Source organism: Stutzerimonas stutzeri (assembly GCF_024448935.1).
Lineage (GTDB): Bacteria > Pseudomonadota > Gammaproteobacteria > Pseudomonadales > Pseudomonadaceae > Stutzerimonas > Stutzerimonas stutzeri_AO.
In genome coordinates this window covers 46,891-66,542 of the sequence record NZ_JAMOIE010000017.1, presented here as the reverse complement: position 1 = coordinate 66,542, position 19,652 = coordinate 46,891, and the positions used below count along the sequence as shown (strand labels likewise).

15 protein-coding genes and 2 pseudogenes are annotated in these 19,652 nt (G+C 59.1%); 6 read left to right on the top strand and 11 right to left on the bottom strand.

Annotated features, from left to right (window positions below; all coding sequences use genetic code 11):
• Window positions 1–126 precede the first annotated feature (126 nt).
• The 3 genes and pseudogenes from NA637_RS07440 to ppsA all read right to left on the bottom strand — a co-directional run.
• A pseudogene (locus NA637_RS07440) lies at window positions 127–243 on the bottom strand (zinc transporter ZntB); the annotation flags it as partial.
• Window positions 244–330: 87 nt separating this feature from the next.
• Window positions 331–819, bottom strand: coding sequence for a ribonuclease E activity regulator RraA (rraA, locus tag NA637_RS07435; RefSeq protein WP_256071675.1), 489 nt, complete (start codon window positions 817–819; stop codon window positions 331–333).
• Between the two features lie 216 nt (window positions 820–1,035).
• On the bottom strand, window positions 1,036–3,408 hold the full coding sequence (ppsA, locus tag NA637_RS07430) for a phosphoenolpyruvate synthase (RefSeq protein WP_256071674.1): 2,373 nt from the start codon (window positions 3,406–3,408) through the stop codon (window positions 1,036–1,038).
• A 156-nt stretch (window positions 3,409–3,564) separates the two neighbouring features.
• Between ppsA and ppsR the strand changes: the two genes are divergently transcribed.
• On the top strand, window positions 3,565–4,383 hold the full coding sequence (gene ppsR / locus NA637_RS07425) for a posphoenolpyruvate synthetase regulatory kinase/phosphorylase PpsR (protein WP_256071673.1): 819 nt from the start codon (window positions 3,565–3,567) through the stop codon (window positions 4,381–4,383).
• 118 nt (window positions 4,384–4,501) lie between these two features.
• Here ppsR and prpF read toward each other — a convergent pair whose 3' ends face one another.
• From prpF to NA637_RS07400, 5 genes are all read right to left on the bottom strand, one after another.
• Window positions 4,502–5,689: a 2-methylaconitate cis-trans isomerase PrpF gene (gene prpF / locus NA637_RS07420; RefSeq protein WP_256071672.1), complete on the bottom strand. Its 1,188-nt coding sequence runs from the start codon at window positions 5,687–5,689 to the stop codon at window positions 4,502–4,504.
• A gap of 102 nt (window positions 5,690–5,791) precedes the next feature.
• Window positions 5,792–8,395: a Fe/S-dependent 2-methylisocitrate dehydratase AcnD gene (gene acnD, locus NA637_RS07415; protein WP_256071671.1), complete on the bottom strand. Its 2,604-nt coding sequence runs from the start codon at window positions 8,393–8,395 to the stop codon at window positions 5,792–5,794.
• Window positions 8,396–8,469: 74 nt separating this feature from the next.
• Window positions 8,470–9,597 (bottom strand): bifunctional 2-methylcitrate synthase/citrate synthase, encoded by a 1,128-nt coding sequence (gene prpC / locus NA637_RS07410; protein WP_256071670.1) that lies wholly within the window; start codon window positions 9,595–9,597, stop codon window positions 8,470–8,472.
• Window positions 9,598–9,677: 80 nt separating this feature from the next.
• A complete protein-coding gene (prpB, locus tag NA637_RS07405; RefSeq protein WP_045426448.1) occupies window positions 9,678–10,565 on the bottom strand; it encodes a methylisocitrate lyase in 888 nt (295 codons plus the stop codon).
• Window positions 10,562–11,284, bottom strand: a complete 723-nt coding sequence (locus NA637_RS07400) for a GntR family transcriptional regulator (RefSeq protein WP_256071669.1) — start codon at window positions 11,282–11,284, stop codon at window positions 10,562–10,564. The genes prpB and NA637_RS07400 overlap by 4 nt, the downstream gene beginning before the upstream one ends.
• A 271-nt stretch (window positions 11,285–11,555) precedes the next feature.
• On the opposite strand from NA637_RS07400, the gene NA637_RS07395 reads away from it, so the two are divergent.
• From NA637_RS07395 to pabB, 4 genes are read left to right on the top strand one after another with little or no spacing between them, the layout of a single operon-like run.
• Window positions 11,556–12,092 carry an ATP-dependent zinc protease gene (locus NA637_RS07395; protein ID WP_256071668.1) on the top strand — a complete coding sequence of 179 codons (537 nt, stop codon included), beginning with the start codon at window positions 11,556–11,558 and terminating at the stop codon, window positions 12,090–12,092.
• 4 nt (window positions 12,093–12,096) lie between these two features.
• Window positions 12,097–13,623, top strand: a complete 1,527-nt coding sequence (locus tag NA637_RS07390; RefSeq protein WP_256071667.1) for an inactive transglutaminase family protein — start codon at window positions 12,097–12,099, stop codon at window positions 13,621–13,623.
• 3 nt (window positions 13,624–13,626) lie between these two features.
• Complete coding sequence (locus NA637_RS07385) at window positions 13,627–14,610, top strand: alpha-L-glutamate ligase-like protein (protein WP_256071666.1); 984 nt, start codon at window positions 13,627–13,629, stop codon at window positions 14,608–14,610.
• A 47-nt stretch (window positions 14,611–14,657) separates the two neighbouring features.
• Window positions 14,658–16,007: an aminodeoxychorismate synthase component I gene (pabB, locus tag NA637_RS07380; RefSeq protein ID WP_256071665.1), complete on the top strand. Its 1,350-nt coding sequence runs from the start codon at window positions 14,658–14,660 to the stop codon at window positions 16,005–16,007.
• 40 nt (window positions 16,008–16,047) lie between these two features.
• On the opposite strand, the gene thrH is transcribed toward pabB, so the two are convergent.
• Window positions 16,048–16,665 carry a bifunctional phosphoserine phosphatase/homoserine phosphotransferase ThrH gene (gene thrH / locus NA637_RS07375; RefSeq protein WP_256071664.1) on the bottom strand — a complete coding sequence of 206 codons (618 nt, stop codon included), beginning with the start codon at window positions 16,663–16,665 and terminating at the stop codon, window positions 16,048–16,050.
• Between the two features lie 185 nt (window positions 16,666–16,850).
• On the opposite strand from thrH, the gene NA637_RS07370 reads away from it, so the two are divergent.
• Complete coding sequence (locus NA637_RS07370) at window positions 16,851–17,585, top strand: phosphoadenylyl-sulfate reductase (protein ID WP_256071663.1); 735 nt, start codon at window positions 16,851–16,853, stop codon at window positions 17,583–17,585.
• Between the two features lie 109 nt (window positions 17,586–17,694).
• Here NA637_RS07370 and cysB read toward each other — a convergent pair whose 3' ends face one another.
• Window positions 17,695–18,669: an HTH-type transcriptional regulator CysB gene (gene cysB / locus NA637_RS07365; protein WP_256071662.1), complete on the bottom strand. Its 975-nt coding sequence runs from the start codon at window positions 18,667–18,669 to the stop codon at window positions 17,695–17,697.
• A 363-nt stretch (window positions 18,670–19,032) separates the two neighbouring features.
• Window positions 19,033–19,476: pseudogene (locus NA637_RS07360) on the bottom strand (2-dehydropantoate 2-reductase N-terminal domain-containing protein); the annotation flags it as partial.
• Between the last annotated feature and the right edge of the window lie 176 nt (window positions 19,477–19,652).

Genomic DNA, 19,652 nt, shown 5'->3' with positions numbered 1-19,652 from the left:
AAGTAGCAGCAGGTCGCTGGCGTGGCGATCAACTGGGCGGAAACGGCTCATGCTGGTTTTCACTGAGGGCCGGCCACCATTGAGCACAGAAAAAGAACACAAGGGGAAAGCCCGACAGGCTGCCCGCACTGGATTGACTCGCTCACGGGCCAGCTCCAACTCCTCCAGATAGCGAATCAACCGGCTGCTCAGCTCGTTCCAGTAGTCCGTGTCATCATCAACAAACCAAGGCAGACGATTGCGCAGCCTATTTCGTCAGGCAACGGTCGCGCCTCCTGCAAATAACAAAAAGCCCGGCATAGCCGCGCTTGATCAACCAACCGCCACGGCTTAGTCGGGCATCTTCAGTTTTTCGGGCGAAACGATAATGCCGTTGTTATCGGCATAAACGTATTCACCAGGACGGAAAGTCACCCCACAAAAGGTCACCGGAATATTGAGGTCGCCTATCCCGCGCTTGTCGGTTTTCATGGGATGAGTAGCCAGCGCCTGGACGCCCAGTTCCGTTTGCGCGATCACGTCGACATCACGGATGCAACCGTAGATCACCAGACCCTCCCATCCATTGCGCGCCGCGTTCTCAGCAAGCATATCCCCGAGCAATGCACGACGCAGCGAGCCTCCACCGTCTACCACCAGCACCTTGCCTGCACCGTTTACATCTACCTGTTGCTTGACCAACGAATTGTCTTCAAAGCATTTGATCGTGACGATCTGACCACCGAAGGAGTCGCGGCCACCAAAATTGCTGAACATCGGCTCCACCACCTGCACCAACTCAGGGTAGGCATCGCATAGATCAGGGGTGATGTATTGCATGGTAAATCTCCTCAAACATGAAACGCGTCAGGCTCGGCCGCCACCATGCTTCAAAGATAAGCAATATGCCTACCCGCACCGGTTTCCAGCCACAACGGCTATAGCAGCATTAGCGGAAGCGGCATGCGTCGCGACAGAGATAATGGCATTGGCAGATAGCCCCGCTTTTGCTCAACGCAAAAAAGGGCGAAAACCGCCCTTTTTGCCGTGCTGTGCTTATTTGATCTCGGCATCAGCCAGGAAGAACCAGGTATCGAGCACCGAGTCCGGGTTCAGCGATACGCTCTCAATACCCTGCTCCATCAGCCACTTGGCCAGGTCCGGGTGATCGGAAGGCCCCTGACCACAAATGCCGATGTACTTGCCCGCTTTGTTACAGGCTTCGATCGCATTCGCCAACAGCTTCTTGACTGCAGGGTTACGCTCATCGAACAGGTGGGCAATGATTCCTGAGTCACGGTCCAGGCCAAGCGTAAGCTGGGTCATGTCGTTCGAGCCAATGGAGAAGCCATCAAAGAATTCGAGAAACTCATCGGCCAGCAAAGCATTGGAAGGCAGCTCACACATCATGATGATGCGCAGGCCGTTCTCGCCACGCTTGAGTCCGAACTGACCGAGAATGTCGATGACCTGCGAGGCTTCGCCCAGGGTGCGCACGAACGGCACCATCAGCTCGACATTGGTCAGTCCCATCACGTCGCGAACCTTGCGCATGGCACGGCATTCGAGCTCGAAGCAGTCGCGGAAGGATTCGCTGATGTAACGCGATGCACCGCGGAAGCCGAGCATCGGGTTCTCTTCTTCCGGCTCGTAGAGCTTGCCTCCGATCAGGTTGGCGTATTCGTTGGACTTGAAGTCAGACAGCCGCACGATGACCTTTTTCGGCCAGAATGCCGCAGCCAGCGTGCTGACGCCTTCAACCAGCTTCTCGACATAGAAGTCGACCGGGTCGCCGTAGCCGGCAATGCGCTTTTCGACACTGCTCTTCACGTCGGCCGGCAAGCCGTCGAAATTGAGCAGGGCCTTGGGGTGAACACCGATCATCCGATTGATGATGAATTCGAGACGCGCCAGACCGACGCCTTCGTTGGGTAACTGGGCAAAATCGAACGCGCGGTCCGGGTTACCGACGTTCATCATGATCTTGAACGGCAGTTCTGGCATGGCATCGATGGAGTTCTGGCGAATATCGAAGCCCAGTTCGCCTTCGAAGATCAGGCCGGTATCGCCCTCGGCACAGGTGACGGTGACGCGCTGGCCATCCTGCAGCAACTCGGTGGCATTACCGCAACCGACGACGGCGGGAATACCCAGCTCGCGAGCAATGATGGCTGCGTGGCAAGTACGACCCCCACGGTTGGTGACGATGGCGCTGGCGCGCTTCATCACCGGCTCCCAATCCGGGTCGGTCATGTCGGAAACCAGCACGTCGCCCGGCTGAACCTTGTCCATCTCGGACACATTGTGAATGATCTTGACCGGACCGGCACCGATGCGCTGGCCGATGGCACGGCCTTCGACAAGTACCTTGCCTTTCTCCTTCAGCAGGTAGCGCTCCATGACGTTCCCGCTGCTGCGGCTCTTAACTGTTTCCGGGCGGGCCTGGACGATGTACAGCTGGTTATCATCGCCATCTTTGGCCCACTCAATGTCCATCGGGCGGCCATAGTGCTTCTCGATGGTCATCGCCTGGTGGGCGAGATTGGCCACTTCCTCATCGGTCAGGCAGAAGCGCATACGCTCAGCCTGATCAACCTCGACGGTTTTGACCGACTTACCGGCGCTGGCTTCTTCGCCGTAGATCATTTTGATCGCTTTGCTGCCCAGGTTACGTCGCAGGATGGCGGGGCGGCCAGCTTCGAGGGTGTGCTTGTGAACGTAGAATTCATCGGGGTTGACCGCGCCTTGCACCACGGTTTCGCCCAAGCCATAGGCACCCGTGATAAACACGACGTCACGAAAGCCCGATTCGGTATCAAGAGTAAACATCACGCCAGCCGTGCCGGTCTCGGACCGCACCATGCGCTGAACACCCGCGGACAGCGCAACCAGCTTGTGATCGAAGCCCTGGTGGACGCGGTAGGCAATCGCACGGTCGTTGAAAAGGGAGGCGAAGACTTCCTTGGCGGCACGAATCACGTTATCCACGCCGCGGATGTTCAGGAAGGTTTCCTGCTGGCCGGCGAATGAGGCGTCCGGCAGGTCTTCAGCCGTCGCCGAAGAACGAACCGCGACCGCCATGTGGTCGTTGCCACCGGCCATCTCAGCGAATGCGGCACGAATGTCGGCATCGAGCCTGGGAGGGAATTCGGCTTCCATGACCCAGCCGCGAATTTGCGCGCCAGCTTTGGCAAGGGCATTGACGTCGTCCACGTCCAGCGCATCGAGAAGCGCGTGGATTTGCTCGTTGAGACCGCTGAGCTCCATGAAATCACGGTAGGCCCGGGCGGTAGTGGCGAAACCACCAGGTACCGACACTCCCGCACCTGCAAGGTTGCTGATCATCTCGCCGAGGGAGGCGTTCTTGCCCCCTACACGCTCAACGTCATGATTGCCGAGCTTATCGAGGGAAACTACGTACTCTACCAAGGTGATCTCTCCACGTTGTGTTGGAAACTCGGTTCGTGCCCATCCGCGGCACGGTGGCCTGGCCCTGCAAAATAAGTGACAATGCCAGCCAATCGAGGCTCGGCGAAGGGGCCTACTATAGCTGAGAACCGTTCTTGACTTAAGGTCCCATGCGCAATGAAACGAACTGCATTTTTCATCTCCGACGGTACCGGTATTACAGCCGAAACGCTCGGCCAAAGCCTGCTGGCACAGTTCGAAACCATCACGTTTACCAAGCTCACGCGGCCATATATCGATACGGCTGAAAAAGCGCGGGCAATGGTACAGCAAATCAATAAAGCGGCGGAAAGCGACGGCGCACGGCCAATCATATTCGATACGCTGGTAAACCAGGAAATTCGCGACATCCTGGCTGAGTCCAATGGCTTCATGATCGACATCTTTTCTTCCTTCCTTGCCCCGCTGGAACATGAACTGATGTCACGCTCTTCCTATTCTGTCGGCAAATCCCATTCGATCAGCCATAACGCCAACTACATGGAGCGAATCGACGCCGTCAACTTCGCCCTGGACAACGATGACGGTGCCCGCACGCACTACTACGACAAGGCGGATCTGATTTTGGTCGGCGTCTCCAGGTGCGGCAAAACGCCCACCTGTCTGTACATGGCGATGCAGTACGGCATCCGGGCCGCCAACTACCCGCTGACCGAAGACGACATGGAACGATTGCAACTTCCGGGCGCGCTCAAGACCCACCGCGACAAGCTGTTCGGCCTGACCATCGACCCGGACCGTTTGACGGCCATCCGCAACGAGCGCAAACCCAACAGCCGCTATGCCAGTTACGCCCAATGCGAGTTCGAAGTTCGCGAGGTCGAGAACTTATTCCGCCGCGAAAACATCAACTACATCAACTCCACGCATTTTTCCGTAGAAGAGATATCCGCCAAGATCCTCGTGGAAAAAGGCGTAGAACGCCGACTCAAATAGTTACCGTTTAGTTACCATTCTGCTAGACAACAAAAAGCCCGCTTAGTGCGGACTTTTTGTTTTTCGTGCTCACATCTGGGCTTTGCCAACGCCGCGCCGCATCAATGTCGGCAACCGCTTAGAATGCGTCACCAGGAACGCGCACCCAGCCCTCCATCAGAACCCTGGCGCTCCGACTCATGATCGCCTTGGTTATTGACCATTTCCCGTCGGCCTGCTGCGCCTCGGCGCCGACGCGAAGCGTGCCGGAAGGATGCCCAAAACGCACTGCCGTCAGCTCGCCACCACCGGCAGCCAGGTTAACGAGAGTACCGGGCACTGCCGCAGCCGCACCGATAGCAACCGCACAGGTCCCCATCATGGCGTGGTGCAGCTTGCCCATGGACAAGGCGCGCACCAGCAGATCAACCTCGTCTGCTTCGACGGTCTTGCCAGATGACGCTCGATAGGTTTTCGGCCCCGAGACAAACGCAACCTTTGGCGTGTGCTGGCGGGTCAACGCCTCTTCCGCTGTCTTGATCAACCCCATACGCAACGCACCGGCCACACGAATCGCCTCCAGCCGCGCCAACGCCTCGGGATTGCCATTGATGTCCTCCCGCAATTCGGCACCCTGATAACCGATGTCCTCGGCATTGACGAACACCGTCGGGATGCCGGCGCTGATCATCGTAGCCTTGAGCGTGCCGATGCCGGGCACCTCCAGCTCATCCACCAGATTGCCGGTGGGGAACATCGAGCCGCCCTCCTCGCCGTCATCGGACGGGTCGAGAAATTCCAGCACGATCTCCGCAGCTGGAAAGGTCACGCCGTCCAGCTCGAAATCGCCGGTTTCCTGCACCTGGCCATCAGTGACCGGCACGTGGGCAATGATGGTCTTGCCGATGTTGGCCTGCCAGATCCGCACCACACAGGTACCGTTCTGCGGAATACGCTCCGCATCCACCAGGCCGGCATGCAACGCAAAAGCACCGGCACCGGTCGAAAGGTTGCCGCAGTTGCCGCTCCAGTCGACGAAGGGCTTGTCGATCGACACCTGACCATAGAGGTACTCGACATCGTGATCAGGCCGGGTGCTTTTTGACAGAATCACACACTTGCTGGTGCTGGACGTGGCACCACCCATACCATCGATTTGCGCCGAGTACGGATCGGGGCTGCCGATCACACGCATGAACAGCTTGTCGCGCGCCGCGCCGGGCACCTGGCAGCTTTCCGGCAGGTCCTGCAGCCGGAAGAACACGCCCTTGCTGGTGCCGCCACGCATGTAGGTGGCGGGAATCTTGATCTGGGATTGATGCGCCATGGGTGAGTCCTGGCTGGAAATGAATGGATGGTCGGGGATCAGGCTCGGCCGGGCCATCGGGACCGACACGGTGGATGAAAGCAGGCCATCCACCCGACGGGTTCACGCGGTGGTTGATGCGAGGAAGTCCTGAGCGAAACGCTGCAGCACGCCACCGGCCTGGTAGACGCCCACCTCGGCCGCGGTGTCGAGACGGCAGGTGACCGGGACACGGGTTTCTTCACCGTTCTTGTGGTGAATGACCAGGGTCAGATCGCAGCGCGGCGACAGCTCACCTTCGATATCGAAGGTTTCGGTGCCATCCAGGCCAAGGGTCAGGCGGGTGGTGCCCGGCTTGAACTCGACCGGCAGCACGCCCATGCCGACCAGGTTGGTACGGTGGATACGCTCGAAGCCTTCAGCCACGATCACCTCCACACCCGCCAGGCGCACGCCCTTGGCGGCCCAGTCACGCGAGCTGCCCTGACCGTAATCCGCACCGGCCACGATGATCAGCGGTTGCTTGCGCTGCATGTAGGTTTCGATGGCTTCCCACATGCGCATCACCTTGCCTTCCGGCTCGACGCGCGCCAACGAGCCCTTCTGCACCTTACCGTCAACCACGGCCATCTCGTTGACCAGTTGCGGGTTGGCGAACGTCGCCCGCTGCGCAGTCAGGTGGTCACCGCGGTGGGTGGCGTAGGAGTTGAAGTCCTCCTCCGGCAGGCCCATCTTCGCCAGGTACTCGCCGGCGGCCGAATCCAGCAGGATCGCGTTGGATGGCGACAGGTGATCGGTGGTGATGTTGTCCGGCAGGATCGCCAACGGACGCATGCCTTTCAGTGTGCGTTCACCAGCCAGCGCACCTTCCCAATACGGGGGGCGGCGGATGTATGTCGAGGTCGGCCGCCAGTCGTAGAGCGGGCTTTCAGCTTCCTCGATGGTGCCGAGGTCGAACATCGGGATGTAGACCTGACGGAACTGCTCGGGCTTCACCGACGCGGCAACAATGGCATCGATTTCCTCGTCAGATGGCCAGAGGTCCTTGAGCGTGACCGGATTGCCATGCTGATCGGTACCAAGCACGTCCTGTTCAATGTCGAAGCGAACAGTGCCCGCGATGGCATAGGCGACTACCAAGGGTGGCGACGCCAGGAACGCCTGCTTGGCGTACGGATGGATACGGCCATCGAAGTTGCGGTTACCCGAGAGGACTGCGGTGGCGTACAGGTCACGGTCGATGATTTCCTGCTGGATCTGTGGATCCAGCGCACCGGACATGCCGTTGCAGGTGGTGCAGGCATAGCCGACGATGCCAAAGCCGAGCTGCTCCAGCTCTGACAACAGCCCGGCATCCTCCAGGTACAGTTTGGCGACCTTGGAACCTGGCGCAAAGGAGGTCTTTACCCAGGGCTTGCGTATCAGCCCCAGCTCGTTGGCCTTTTTTGCCAGCAAGCCGGCGGCCACCACGTTGCGGGGGTTGGACGTATTGGTGCAACTGGTAATAGCCGCGATGATCACCGCGCCATCAGGCATCAGCCCTTCGCCTTCTTCGGCCCGGGCCTTGTCCAGGTCGACGGCGATGCCGCGCTCGTGCAGAGCCGAGGTCGGCAGGCGCTTGTGCGGGTTGCTCGGGCCAGCCATGTTGCGCACCACACTGGACAGGTCAAACGCCAATACCCGCTCGTACTGGGCCCCTTTTAGCGCCGTCGCCCACAAGCCGGTTTCCTTGGCGTACTGCTCGACCAGCGCGACCTGCTCCGGCTCGCGGCCAGTCAGCTTGAGGTAATCGATAGTCTGTTGGTCGATGTAGAACATCGAAGCCGTTGCGCCATATTCCGGGCACATATTGGAGATGGTCGCGCGGTCGCCGATGGTCAGGCTGTCGGCGCCTTCACCGAAGAACTCGACCCAGGCCCCGACCACACGTTCCTTGCGCAGGAACTCGGTCAATGCCAAAACGATGTCGGTCGCGGTGATACCCGGCTGCCGCTTGCCGGTCAGACGTACGCCGACGATGTCGGGCAGGCGCATCATCGACGGCAGGCCGAGCATGACGGTTTCGGCTTCAAGACCGCCGACGCCGATGGCGATCACACCCAGCGCATCGACGTGCGGGGTGTGGGAATCGGTGCCGACGCAGGTATCCGGGAAGGCCACGCCATCGCGCGCCTGGATCACCGGCGACATTTTCTCCAGGTTGATCTGGTGCATGATGCCATTGCCGGCCGGGATTACGTCGACGTTCTTGAACGCGGTCTTGGTCCACTCGATGAAGTGGAAGCGGTCCTCGTTGCGACGCTCCTCGACGGCGCGATTCTTCTCGAACGAGTCCGGATCGAAGCCTGCAAATTCGACCGCCAGGGAGTGGTCGACGATCAACTGAGTCGGAACAACCGGGTTGACCTTCGCCGGGTCGCCACCCTGCTCCGCGATCGCATCGCGCAGACCGGCGAGGTCGACCAGCGCGGTCTGACCAAGGATGTCATGGCAGACGACGCGCGCCGGATACCACGGAAAGTCGAGGTCGCGCTTGCGCTCGATGATCTGCTTGAGCGAATCGGTCAGCGCTTCGGGCTCACAGCGGCGCACCAGCTGTTCGGCCAGGACGCGGGAGGTATAGGGCAGCTTGTCGTAGGCCCCTGGCTGAATGGCTTCGATCGCCTCGCGGGTGTCGAAGTAGTCAAGTCCAGTGCCTGGCAAAGGTTTGCGGTGTTCTGTATTCATGCCGGAAGAACTCAATCCAGTAATGTTCCGTGGGGCGAGGTTCGGGGAGCCCGGCGACGAGTTCCCCGCTCCGATCAACGCTGGGCGATCGGGACAACCTTGCGCTGCTCCGGACCGATGTACTCGGCGCTCGGCCGAATGATCCGGTTGTTGCTGCGTTGTTCGAACACATGGGACGCCCAGCCGGTAACGCGCGAGCAGACGAAGATCGGCGTGAACAGCTTGGTGGGGATGCCCATGAAGTGATAGGCGGAGGCATGGTAGAAGTCGGCGTTGGGGAACAGCTTCTTCTGCTCCCACATGGTTTCGTCGACAGCCACCGAGACCGGGTAGAGCACGGTATCGCCCACTTCGTCAGCGAGCTTCTTGGCCCAGACCTTGATGACCTCGTTGCGCGGGTCGGAAACGCTGTAGATCGCATGGCCGAAGCCCATGATCTTGTCCTTGCGCTCGAGCATGCCGAGGATGGCTTCGCGGGCCTCTTCCGGACTCTTCCACTGCTTGATCATGTCCATCGCCGCTTCGTTGGCGCCGCCATGCAGCGGACCACGCAGCGAACCGATCGCGCCGGTGACGCAGGAGTACATATCCGACAGCGTCGAGGCACAGACACGCGCAGTGAAGGTCGAGGCGTTGAACTCGTGCTCGGCGTAGAGGATCAGCGACACGTTCATGACCTTGACGTGCAACTCGCTCGGCTTCTTGCCATGTAACAAGGCCAGGAAATGCCCACCCAAGGTGTCCTCATCGCTGCTGCATTCGATCCGCGCCTGCTCGTGAGTGAAACGGTACCAGTAGCACATGATGGCCGGGAAAGCCGCCATCAACCGTTCGGCCACATCCCGCTGCTGCTCGAAGGAGTGCTCGGGCTCTAGCGTACCCAGCATGGAAGCGCCGGTCCGCATCACGTCCATCGGGTGAGCGTCGGCGGGGATTCGCTCCAGCACTTCCTTCAGCGCGGCAGGCAAACCCCGCATCGTCTTGAGTCGCGCCTTGTATTCGCTCAGTTGCTGTGCGGTCGGCAGCTCGCCGTAGAACAGCAGATAAGCGACTTCCTCGAACTCGGCCTGTGCGGCCAGATCGCGTACGTCGTAACCACGGTAGGTCAGTCCTGCACCGGTCTTGCCAACCGTGCAAAGAGCGGTCTGCCCGGCAACCTGGCCACGCAGGCCTGCGCCACTCAATACTTTTGCTTCAGCCATTGCCTTCTCCTTGATTGAATTTGTTCTGGATACTGCAAACTGCTCATCAAGCCGGACGGGCGATTGGGGCCCGCCCCGCGTTAGCTTTTCTTCTGGGCGAACAACGAATCGAGGTGCTGCTCGAACGCGTGGTAGTTGATGCGATCGTAGAGCTCCATGCGGGTCTGCATGGTGTCGATTACATTTTTCTGCGTACCGTCACGGCGCAATGCCGTATAGACGTTCTCGGCCGCCTTGTTCATCGCGCGGAACGCGGAAAGCGGGTACAGCACCAGCGAGACATCGACACTCGCCAGCTCCTCGGTGGTGTACAGCGGCGTGGCGCCGAACTCGGTGATGTTGGCCAGGATCGGCGCCTTCACCCGATCTGCGAACGTCTTGTACATCGCCAGTTCGGTGATGGCTTCGGGAAACACCATGTCGGCGCCCGCCTCGATACAGGCTTGCGCACGATCAAGCGCCGATTCCAGTCCTTCCACGGCCAGCGCATCGGTACGCGCCATGATCACGAAACTGTCATCGGTTCGCGCATCCACGGCCGCCTTGATCCGATCGACCATCTCCTGCTGCGAAACGATTTCCTTGTTGGGCCGGTGACCACAGCGCTTGGCACCCACCTGGTCTTCGATATGGATAGCCGCAGCGCCGAACTTGATCATCGACTTGACCGTACGTGCCACGTTGAAGGCCGAGGAACCGAAACCGGTATCGACATCCACCAACAGCGGCAGGTCGCAGACGTCGGTAATGCGACGCACGTCGGTCAGTACATCGTCGAGCCCGGTTATGCCGAGATCCGGCAGGCCGAGCGAGCCGGCCGCCACGCCGCCACCCGATAGGTAGATCGCCTTGAAGCCAGCACGCTGGGCCAGCAGCGCGTGGTTGGCGTTGATAGCGCCGACGACCTGCAGCGGATGCTCACTGGCCACCGCGTCACGGAAACGCTGGCCGGGGGTAGGAAGTGTCATGCCTCACCTCTTGGTTGTGATGTCTGTTGCTGAGCAGCCAAATAATGCCGCTCGATGTTGCGCTTGGAAGCGCAGATATGCCGCCGCATCAGCAACTCGGCCAGCTCGCCGTCGCGGTCGGCGATGGCGTCGAGAATCCGGTGGTGCTCGGCAAATGCCTGACGCGGCCGATTCGGCGTTGCGGAGAACTGGATGCGGTACATGCGCACCAACTGATACAGCTCCCCACACAACATCTGCGTCAGCGTGCGATTGCCGCTGCCCTGAATGATCCGATAGTGAAAGTCGAAGTCGCCTTCCTGCTGGTAATAGCCGACGCCCGCCTGGAATGCCTCGTCTCGCTCATGGGTATCCAGAACGCGCCGCAGCTCATCTATTTCCGCCACACTCATGCCCTCGGCGGCGAGTCGGCAGGCCATGCCTTCCAAGGACTCGCGAATCTCGTACAGTTCGATCAGCTCGGCATGGTTGAGCGATACCACCCTGGCGCCAACGTGCGGCACACGGACCAGCAGCTTCTGCCCCTCGAGACGGTGTATGGCTTCACGCAGCGGGCCGCGACTGATGCCATAGGTACGCGCGAGCTCAGGCTCCGATATTTTGCTGCCCGGTGCGATATCGCCTTTCACGATGGCTGCCAGGATCCGTCGGAAAACGTGCTCGGAGAGCGTACCGCTGTCAAGCTGATCGGGGCGAGGAACTTCCAGTGTATCCAACATATTGTTGACATCCGAGCCCTTAATGGCTCCACGTTAGCCGCTGAAAAGGCGCCAGGTCAATCATACAAAAGTAGATTGTCGACAATCGATTCACCGACCTGAGCTAATCACTGCGCGCCTGGCGCCGCAGCACGGCTTGAGCCTAGCCTCGCGATCAGCCACCCATGCTAGAATGCGGCACCGCTGTATATGCCACGCCCGGCGCTCGCCTCGACGTGCTTCACTATGGCTCGTTGTTCGAGCCACTTCCTCGACTCGACTACCTGGATTTATGAGCACCAAAACCCGCCTTCTATTGCTCTGTCTCGTAAGCGCTCCGTTCTGGGCCCAGGCCGGTGAGAAAACGATCTACGGCCTGAATGAGCACGTGGCGTTACTTGATTTCGATCTTGAGGTGCCAGCCAAACTCGATACAGGCGCACAGACTGCCTCGCTCAGCGCCCGCGACATCGAGCGCTTCAAGCGCAACGGAAAAAGCTGGGTACGCTTCTACCTGGCTATTGATGAGGCCCATAACCGGCCCATCGAACTGCCCCTGCAGCGCATCAGCAAGATCAAGCGTCGCGCTGGCGACTTCGATCCGGAGGAAGAAAAAACCTATACACCTCGCCCGGTTGTTGAACTCAATCTCTGTGTGGGCAAGGTTAAACGAGGCATTGAAGTGAACCTCACGGACCGAAGCGCATTTCAATACCCTCTTCTAATCGGTTCTGATGCGCTTGCTCGCTTCGGTGCCCTGGTCGACCCTGGTCTTAAGTATGCTGCTGGCAAGCCCGGCTGCATTATCGAATCCGAAGCTTACGAGTAACCCCATGCGCGCCCTCACATTGCACCTGAAAATATTGATTCTTTTGCTCGTCACACTGGGTATCGCAATCACTGCCTACCAGATATTCATTTTGGGCATCCCGGTTACTGAAGATGAAACCAGTGACCTTTGGAACATAGACGCCAAGGTTGAATTTCAGGCCAACCCGCGCGAGCCGGTGAAGCTGCAGATGTACGTGCCGCCACTGAATCAGGATTTCGTCAGCCTCAACGAGAGCTTCATCTCCAACAACTACGGTGTCAGCATCAACCGGGCCGACGGCAACCGCCGGGTTACCTGGTCCGCACGCCGCGCGAGCGGAAACCAGACGCTCTATTACCGCCTCGTGCTCACCAAGCGCTACAGCGGCGAGCAGAGCAAGCCCACCGGCCCGATCTTCCGCGACAGCATTCCGGTTGAAGGTGCTGAAAAGATTGCCGCAGAAGCATTGCTTTCACCGATACGCCAGCATTCGGCCGACGTAGAGACCTTCATCAGCGAAGCCATAAAGCGTGTCAACAATGCCAACGATGACAACGTCAAGCTGCTGCTTGGCGGTGACGCTTCCACGCCGAACAAGGCACGGGTAATCGAGCTGCTGCTGTCCATAGCGCATGTCCCCATGGAGCGCGTTCATACGGTTCGACTGCAGGCCGACATGGCCCAGTCCCCCGAGCTCTGGCTGCGGAGCTTCAACGGCGACAAATGGCTGTATTTCAATCCGGAAACCGGCGAGCAAGGTTTGCCTCAAGACCGTCTGGTCTGGTGGACCGGTAACGAACCGCTGCTGAACCTCGAAGGTGGGCGCAACCCGCAAGTTACCTTTACGCTCAACAGCAGCGAAATGAATGCCATCCGTCTGGCAACACTGACGGACGAAAATACCGACGCCGACTTCCTCGAATATTCGCTTTACGGTCTGCCGCTGCAAACTCAGCAGACCTACCAGATCATGATCATGATTCCGATCGGCGTTCTGGTCATTCTGATTCTGCGCAACCTCGGCGGCTTGCAAACACTGGGTACCTTTACGCCAGTGCTGATTGCGCTCGCCTTCCGTGAAACCCAGATCGGTTTCGGCATCATCCTGTTTACCATCATTACGGCCATGGGCCTGTCGCTGCGCTCGTATTTGGAACATTTGAAACTTCAAATGCTGCCACGCCTGTCCGTTGTGCTCACGTTCGTCGTGGTGCTGATCGCGGTGATCAGCCTGTTTAGCCACAAGCTCGGGCTCGAGCGCGGGTTGTCCGTTTCACTGTTCCCGATGGTCATCCTGACCATGACCATCGAGCGGCTCTCCATCACCTGGGAAGAACGCGGCGGCGGCCATGCATTCAAGGTTGCGGTCGGTACGCTCATCGCAGCGGCACTGGCGTTCCTCCTGATGAACATTCCGGAGCTGACCTACTTCATCTTCACTTTCCCGGCGGTCCTGCTGATCATGGTCGGCTTCATGCTTGCGATGGGTCGTTATCGCGGCTACCGCCTGACCGAACTGTTTCGTTTCAAAGCCTTTTTGAAGGATTGAGCCATGTTCGGTCTAATCAAGACGTGGAAGGCCCTCGAAGCCAAAGGCATCATGGGCATCAACCGCCGCAATGCGGACTACGTGCTCAAGTACAACAAGCGCAACCTGTACCCGATCGTCGACGACAAGATCATCACCAAGGAGCGCGCAATCGAAGCGGGTATCGATGTCCCGGAAATGTACGGGGTCATCGAGACCGAGCGCGATATCGGGAGGCTCAAGGATATCGTCAAGGGCCATTCCGACTTTGTGGTCAAGCCAGCGCAGGGTGCGGGCGGTGACGGCATTCTCGTCATAGCCGATCGTTTCGAGGGTCGTTACCGGACGGTGTCAGGAAAGATCCTCACTCACGACGAGATCGAGCATCAGATTTCCAACATCCTCACCGGACTGTACTCGCTCGGTGGTCACCGTGACCGCGCCCTCATCGAGTACCGCGTCACGCCCGACCCGATCTTCAAGAGCATCAGCTACGAAGGGGTTCCGGACATCCGCATCATTGTCCTGATGGGCTACCCGGTAATGGCCATGCTGCGCCTGCCGACGCGACAGTCTGGCGGCAAGGCCAACCTGCACCAGGGTGCCATCGGCGTGGGAGTAGACCTGGCAACAGGGATTACGCTACGCGGCACCTGGCTGAACAACAAGATCAGCAAACATCCGGACACCACCAACGCTGTGGACGGCGTACAGCTGCCGAACTGGGACGGCTTCATGAAGCTTGCAGCCGGCTGCTACGAGCTTTGCGGCCTTGGCTATATCGGTGTCGACATGGTGTTGGACAAAGATAAGGGGCCGCTGATTCTCGAGCTCAACGCACGCCCCGGCCTCAACATTCAGATCGCTAACGACTGTGGCCTGACCCACCGCGCCCACGCCGTGGAAAAACGGGTCGAGGAGCTCAAGAAAAACGGGGCGCAGGAAACCCCCGAAGAGCGAGTGCGATTCGCTCAGGAGCTGTTTGGCCACATCCCGGCTCACGACTGAGCCTGAGCCCGGCCCACTGGCCGGGCTCCCTCCGAACGAAACACATCATGCCTCTTTGCACACTGCATGCCCTTCCCTATCGCCCCGACCCAGCTTTCTGGTTTGAGCGCATCCGCCATGCACCCGGCGCAGTGCTGCTCGATTCCGGCCGGCCGGTTGCCGAACGTGGCCGATTCGACTTGCTCAGCGCATGGCCGATACAGTTTCTCGAACCTAGCGCGTCGGAAACGGGCCTCGCATTTTTTTCGAGGCTGCGTGAGGCGCTCCGTTCATTAGGTGATGCCAAAGCGCCGCCGAACGCCGACGTTCCCTTTATAGGCGGCCTGCTGGGCTATCTCAGCTATGACTTCGGCTCACGATTGGAAAACTTCTCCAATGATGGTGCCGACGACCTGGGTCTTCCCGATGCTCGGTTCGGCATCTATGCCTGGGCAGTGGTGAACGATCATCAGCGTCAATCCACGCATCTGGTCTTTCATCCATCACTGGATCAGACGGAACGCGATCGTCTGACCACGCTGTTCGAAACGAATTGGCAATCTCCACTCGTAACGTTCAGCCTGTCGTCTGCCTTCACAGCCGACCTGATATCCCGCAAGTATCAAGACGCGATCGAGCGTATCCAGCATTACATCCAAGCAGGTGACTGCTATCAGGTGAACTTCGCCCAACGCTTTCAAGCGACCTACAGTGGCGACCCATGGTGGGCGTTCCGCCTTCTGCGCGACGCATGTCCGACCCCCTTCGCTGGCTTTATGGCGACCGAACAAGGAGCCATTGTAAGCGTCTCCCCTGAGCGCTTCCTGCGCGTGAGCGACAGGACAGTCGAGACCCGCCCGATCAAGGGCACTCGCCCTAGAAGGCTCGATCCTCGAAGCGATCAGGCACAAGCCGACGCGCTGATGGCCAGCACAAAGGACCGGGCAGAGAACCTGATGATTGTCGACCTGCTTCGCAACGACCTGGGCCGCAGCTGCGAAATCGGAAGTATCCGCGTGCCGGAGCTGTTTTGCCTGGAAACCTACCCCAATGTGCATCACTTGGTCAGCAGCGTCAGCGGGCGACTTGCAAAGGGCAAGGATGCGCTCGATCTGCTCGCCGGCGCCTTTCCCGGCGGATCGATTACAGGCGCACCGAAGATCCGTGCCATGCAGATCATTGGTGAGCTAGAGCCGACTCGCCGCGCCATTTACTGTGGCTCGCTACTTTATCTGGATGTGCGCGGCGAAATGGATAGCTCTATTGCGATCCGCACCCTGCTGTTCCGAAAAGAACACGTCTACTGCTGGGGCGGCGGCGGCATCGTGGCAGATTCAGCCTGGCAGGCTGAGTATCAGGAAACCCTGGATAAGGTGAGCGTGTTGCTGGGGACGCTGGAGACAACGCTAGAAGCATAAGGCTCCACGGCGGCTGGGCATGCTGCCGTGGAGCCATTTTTTACAGCGTCAGCTTGCGGCTGGATGCCTTGATGAATTCTTGCTTGAGCGCATCGAAGGTATGCACCGCGGGAAACTGCGGGAACTCTCGGATGACGTTGTCCGGCGCATGGAAGAGGATGCCGGCATGCGCCTCGGAGAGCATGGTGGTGTCGTTGTACGAGTCGCCTGCTGCGATGATGCGGTAGTAGAGACTCTTCAGCGCGATCACCGACTGTCGCTTGGGATCTTTCTGGCGCAGCTGGTAGCCCACGACGCGACCCGAGTCGTCGGTGATCAGACGATGGCAGAGCAGCGTCGGAAAACCCAGCTGGCGCATCAGTGGCTGGGAGAACTCGTAGAAGGTATCGGACAGAATCACCACCTGGAAACGCTCTCGCAGCCAGTCCACGAAATCGACGGCGCCATCGAGCGGCTTCAGCGTGGCGATGACGTTCTGGATGTCCGAGAGCTTCAGATTGTGCTCGTCGAGAATTCTCAGTCGCTGCTTCATCAGCACGTCGTAATCAGGAATGTCGCGCGTGGTCGCCCGCAGCGATTCGATTCCGGTGGCCTCGGCGAAGGCAATCCAGATTTCCGGAACCAAAACACCTTCCAGGTCGAGACAGGCTATTTCCACGGGCGCGCTCCTTACAGCAGTAAAATTGAAGCGGCACTCTAACGACATGGACCCAGCGAAGCAACGCGCCTCTTATTCCACAAAGAGCGGTTTGTAGACCTGAAACGTTATTTAGCGTCATAACAACTGTTTGCTAACATCGTCACCAGCAGAGCGCACCAAGCACCAACCAAGGAAGCCGCCCGATGAGCCAACCCATTGATGTAGCCGCGCTGGCAGCCTCCTATGCCGGCAAATCCCCGCAGGACATTCTCAAACTGGCCTTTGACCTTTTCGGTGATGATCTGTGGATCTCGTTCAGCGGGGCTGAGGACGTCGTGCTGGTCGACATGGCCTGGAAGCTGAACAAGAGCGTGAAAGTGTTCAGCCTCGATACCGGACGACTGCACAGCGAGACCTATCGCTTCATCGAGCAGGTTCGCGAGCACTACGGTATTCCCATCGAAATCATGACGCCGGATCCGGCACTGTTACAACCCATGGTCAACGAAAAGGGGCTGTTCAGCTTCTACCGCGACGGCCATGGCGAGTGCTGCGGAATTCGCAAGGTCGAACCCCTGCGCCGCAAGTTGTTAGGCGTTCGCGCTTGGGCAACAGGCCAGCGCCGCGATCAGAGCCCGGGTACGCGCAGCCAGGTTTCGCTGCTCGAGATTGACAGCGCGTTTTCCACACCCAGCCACAGCCTGTACAAGTTCAACCCGTTGGCGCAGATGTCCAGCGAAGAAGTGTGGGGCTATATCCGCATGCTCGAGCTGCCCTATAACAGCCTGCACGAGCGCGGGTTTATCAGCATTGGTTGCGAGCCGTGCACACGTCCGGTGCTGCCCAATCAGCACGAGCGTGAGGGCCGCTGGTGGTGGGAAGAGTCGACCCAGAAGGAATGCGGTTTACACGCTGGCAACCTGATCGCTAAAAGCTAACGACCGACACTAGCCCTTCTCGATGAAGGGCTTGCGAATGGGTCTCTTGTCGCGGCCTGGCACCGAACGTTCCCGTTTCGCCCGCTCCCTGCCTCTTGTCGAGATCGGCCTAAAAGGTTGGCAGGTCGACATCCATGAACAATTCATCCAGCTCGACCTTGTTTTTGCATTGCACGGCTTTCTCGAGCATTTCTCGATCCAGATGCGGCGCAAAGGTTTCAATGAAGTCGCACATGAAGCCGCGCAGAAATGTGCCGCGGCGGAACCCGATTTTGGTCACGCTGGGTTCGAACAGCTCGCTGGCATCGAGCACAACCAGGTCCGGGTCGAGCTTTGCATCGACGGCCATGCGCGCTACGATCCCGACACCCAATCCGAGGCGCACATAGGTCTTGATGACGTCGGCATCAGCGGCAGTAAAGACCACCTTCGGTGATAGCCCCCTGTGGCTGAACGCTTCGTCCAGCTTGGACCGGCCGGTGAAACCGAACACATAGGTCACGATTGGATGCTCGGCCAAGGCTTCCAGCGTAAGCTTCTCCAGTTTTGCCAGCGGATGCCCCTGCGGTACGACGACGCAACGGTTCCAGCGATAGCACGGCATCATGACCAGGTCGCCGAACAGTTCCAGCCCCTCGGTAGCGATGGCGAAATCGACGGTTCCATTTGCGGCCATTTCGGCAATCTGCATTGGCGTGCCTTGGTGCATATGCAGCGAAACGTCCGGATATTGCTTGATGAATGCCCTGATTACGGGCGGCAGTGCGTAGCGCGCTTGCGTATGGGTGGTCGCGATGCTCAGGGTGCCGCGCTTCTCGTTGGAGAATTCCTGGGCGATCTGTTTAATGCTTTCGCATTTGCGAAGGATCTCTCCAGCGGTGGTGATGATCCGCTCACCCGCTGGCGTAACCCGGGTCAGATGCTTCCCGCTGCGTGCGAAAACCTCTACGCCCAACTCATCTTCAAGCAAACGAATCTGTTTGCTGATACCCGGCTGCGAGGTGAACAGGCTTTGCGCTGTTGCCGAAACATTGAGGTCATGATGCGCCACCTCCCAGATGTAACGCAGTTGCTGAAGCTTCATAGAGATCCCTCAAAGGCCAATGGCGCCCGGACGCCATCCATATTTTTATAACTTTAAGCACCAGAATGGCGAAATTCCAGACCATATCCGTATGAATCGCCTGCAGATATCGAGCCATAGACTGCTTCCGCCCTTCGCCAAGGCAGAGCGGCAAGCCCAACCCGCGCTCCGCTATAGGTCCACCAGCCCACTGGCATCGCCGGGGTGGTCATAGAACCCCGGATCTGGCGCCCAGATTGAGCTTAGCAGCCGAGAAGCGAACCACTACGGCACCGAGAACCGCCCGGCGGGCATGACCCGCCGGGCGGGTTGGCCAAAAATCGTCAGCGCGCACGTGCTGACAGGAAAACGCAGAGCCTGGTAAAGCGCCTCGGTCTTCGGCATCGCAAATCCCGCGCCATGCGCGCAGATGAAACAGAGACCACCCAGCAGATGGATGTTGTCCGGCAGCACCTGCCGCAGGGTCTCCTCGACCCCCAGGCCGTTCTGCAACACCACAACTTTGGCATTTTCCGCTGCAGCCTCGCCGATCAGGGGAGCCAAGTCCGAATTGCTGGTGCTTTTCGCGCCAATCAGCAGCCAATCACATTTGGGCATTTGCGCAGCAGTGCGATAAGCCTGTACCGAGTCCAGGTGCATCGAGCCATGCACCGCACTGTTTACCTGCAGCCCATTGTGCAGAACCGTCTCGTATTCGCTGCGCAGAAGGAAATGCACATCGTAGCCAGCCCGGGCGAGCATCACTCCGTAAAAGCCGCCGATAGCGCCAGCACCGATGATGCCGATTCGAGATTTGGGAGCAGTCATGCGGGAACTCCAACTACAGATCAGTGGGACGCCCTAGTTGGCGCACGTTAAACGGTCACCTTACCAGTGTCCCTAGGCAGCGCCCAGCAGCTATGCATAGTCACATGGCACGCCGGCCACCGGCGATATGGCCGTCCGACTTCAAGATGATTGTCGAGGCAGCGCAATACGCGATA

Excerpts from the sequence above, each read along its gene's own strand:
- pabB (WP_256071665.1), top strand. The coding sequence starts at position 14,658 with ATGCCTCTTTGCACACTGCATGCCCTTCCCTATCGCCCCGACCCAGCT.
- NA637_RS07385 (WP_256071666.1), top strand. The coding sequence starts at position 13,627 with ATGTTCGGTCTAATCAAGACGTGGAAGGCCCTCGAAGCCAAAGGCATC.
- cysB (WP_256071662.1), bottom strand. The coding sequence starts at position 18,669 with ATGAAGCTTCAGCAACTGCGTTACATCTGGGAGGTGGCGCATCATGAC.
- prpF (WP_256071672.1), bottom strand. The coding sequence starts at position 5,689 with ATGGCGCATCAATCCCAGATCAAGATTCCCGCCACCTACATGCGTGGC.
- acnD (WP_256071671.1), bottom strand. The coding sequence starts at position 8,395 with ATGAATACAGAACACCGCAAACCTTTGCCAGGCACTGGACTTGACTAC.
- NA637_RS07390 (WP_256071667.1), top strand. The coding sequence starts at position 12,097 with ATGCGCGCCCTCACATTGCACCTGAAAATATTGATTCTTTTGCTCGTC.
- ppsR (WP_256071673.1), top strand. The coding sequence starts at position 3,565 with ATGAAACGAACTGCATTTTTCATCTCCGACGGTACCGGTATTACAGCC.
- NA637_RS07370 (WP_256071663.1), top strand. The coding sequence starts at position 16,851 with ATGAGCCAACCCATTGATGTAGCCGCGCTGGCAGCCTCCTATGCCGGC.
- rraA (WP_256071675.1), bottom strand. The coding sequence starts at position 819 with ATGCAATACATCACCCCTGATCTATGCGATGCCTACCCTGAGTTGGTG.
- NA637_RS07395 (WP_256071668.1), top strand. The coding sequence starts at position 11,556 with ATGAGCACCAAAACCCGCCTTCTATTGCTCTGTCTCGTAAGCGCTCCG.
- prpC (WP_256071670.1), bottom strand. The coding sequence starts at position 9,597 with ATGGCTGAAGCAAAAGTATTGAGTGGCGCAGGCCTGCGTGGCCAGGTT.
- prpB (WP_045426448.1), bottom strand. The coding sequence starts at position 10,565 with ATGACACTTCCTACCCCCGGCCAGCGTTTCCGTGACGCGGTGGCCAGT.
- NA637_RS07400 (WP_256071669.1), bottom strand. The coding sequence starts at position 11,284 with ATGTTGGATACACTGGAAGTTCCTCGCCCCGATCAGCTTGACAGCGGT.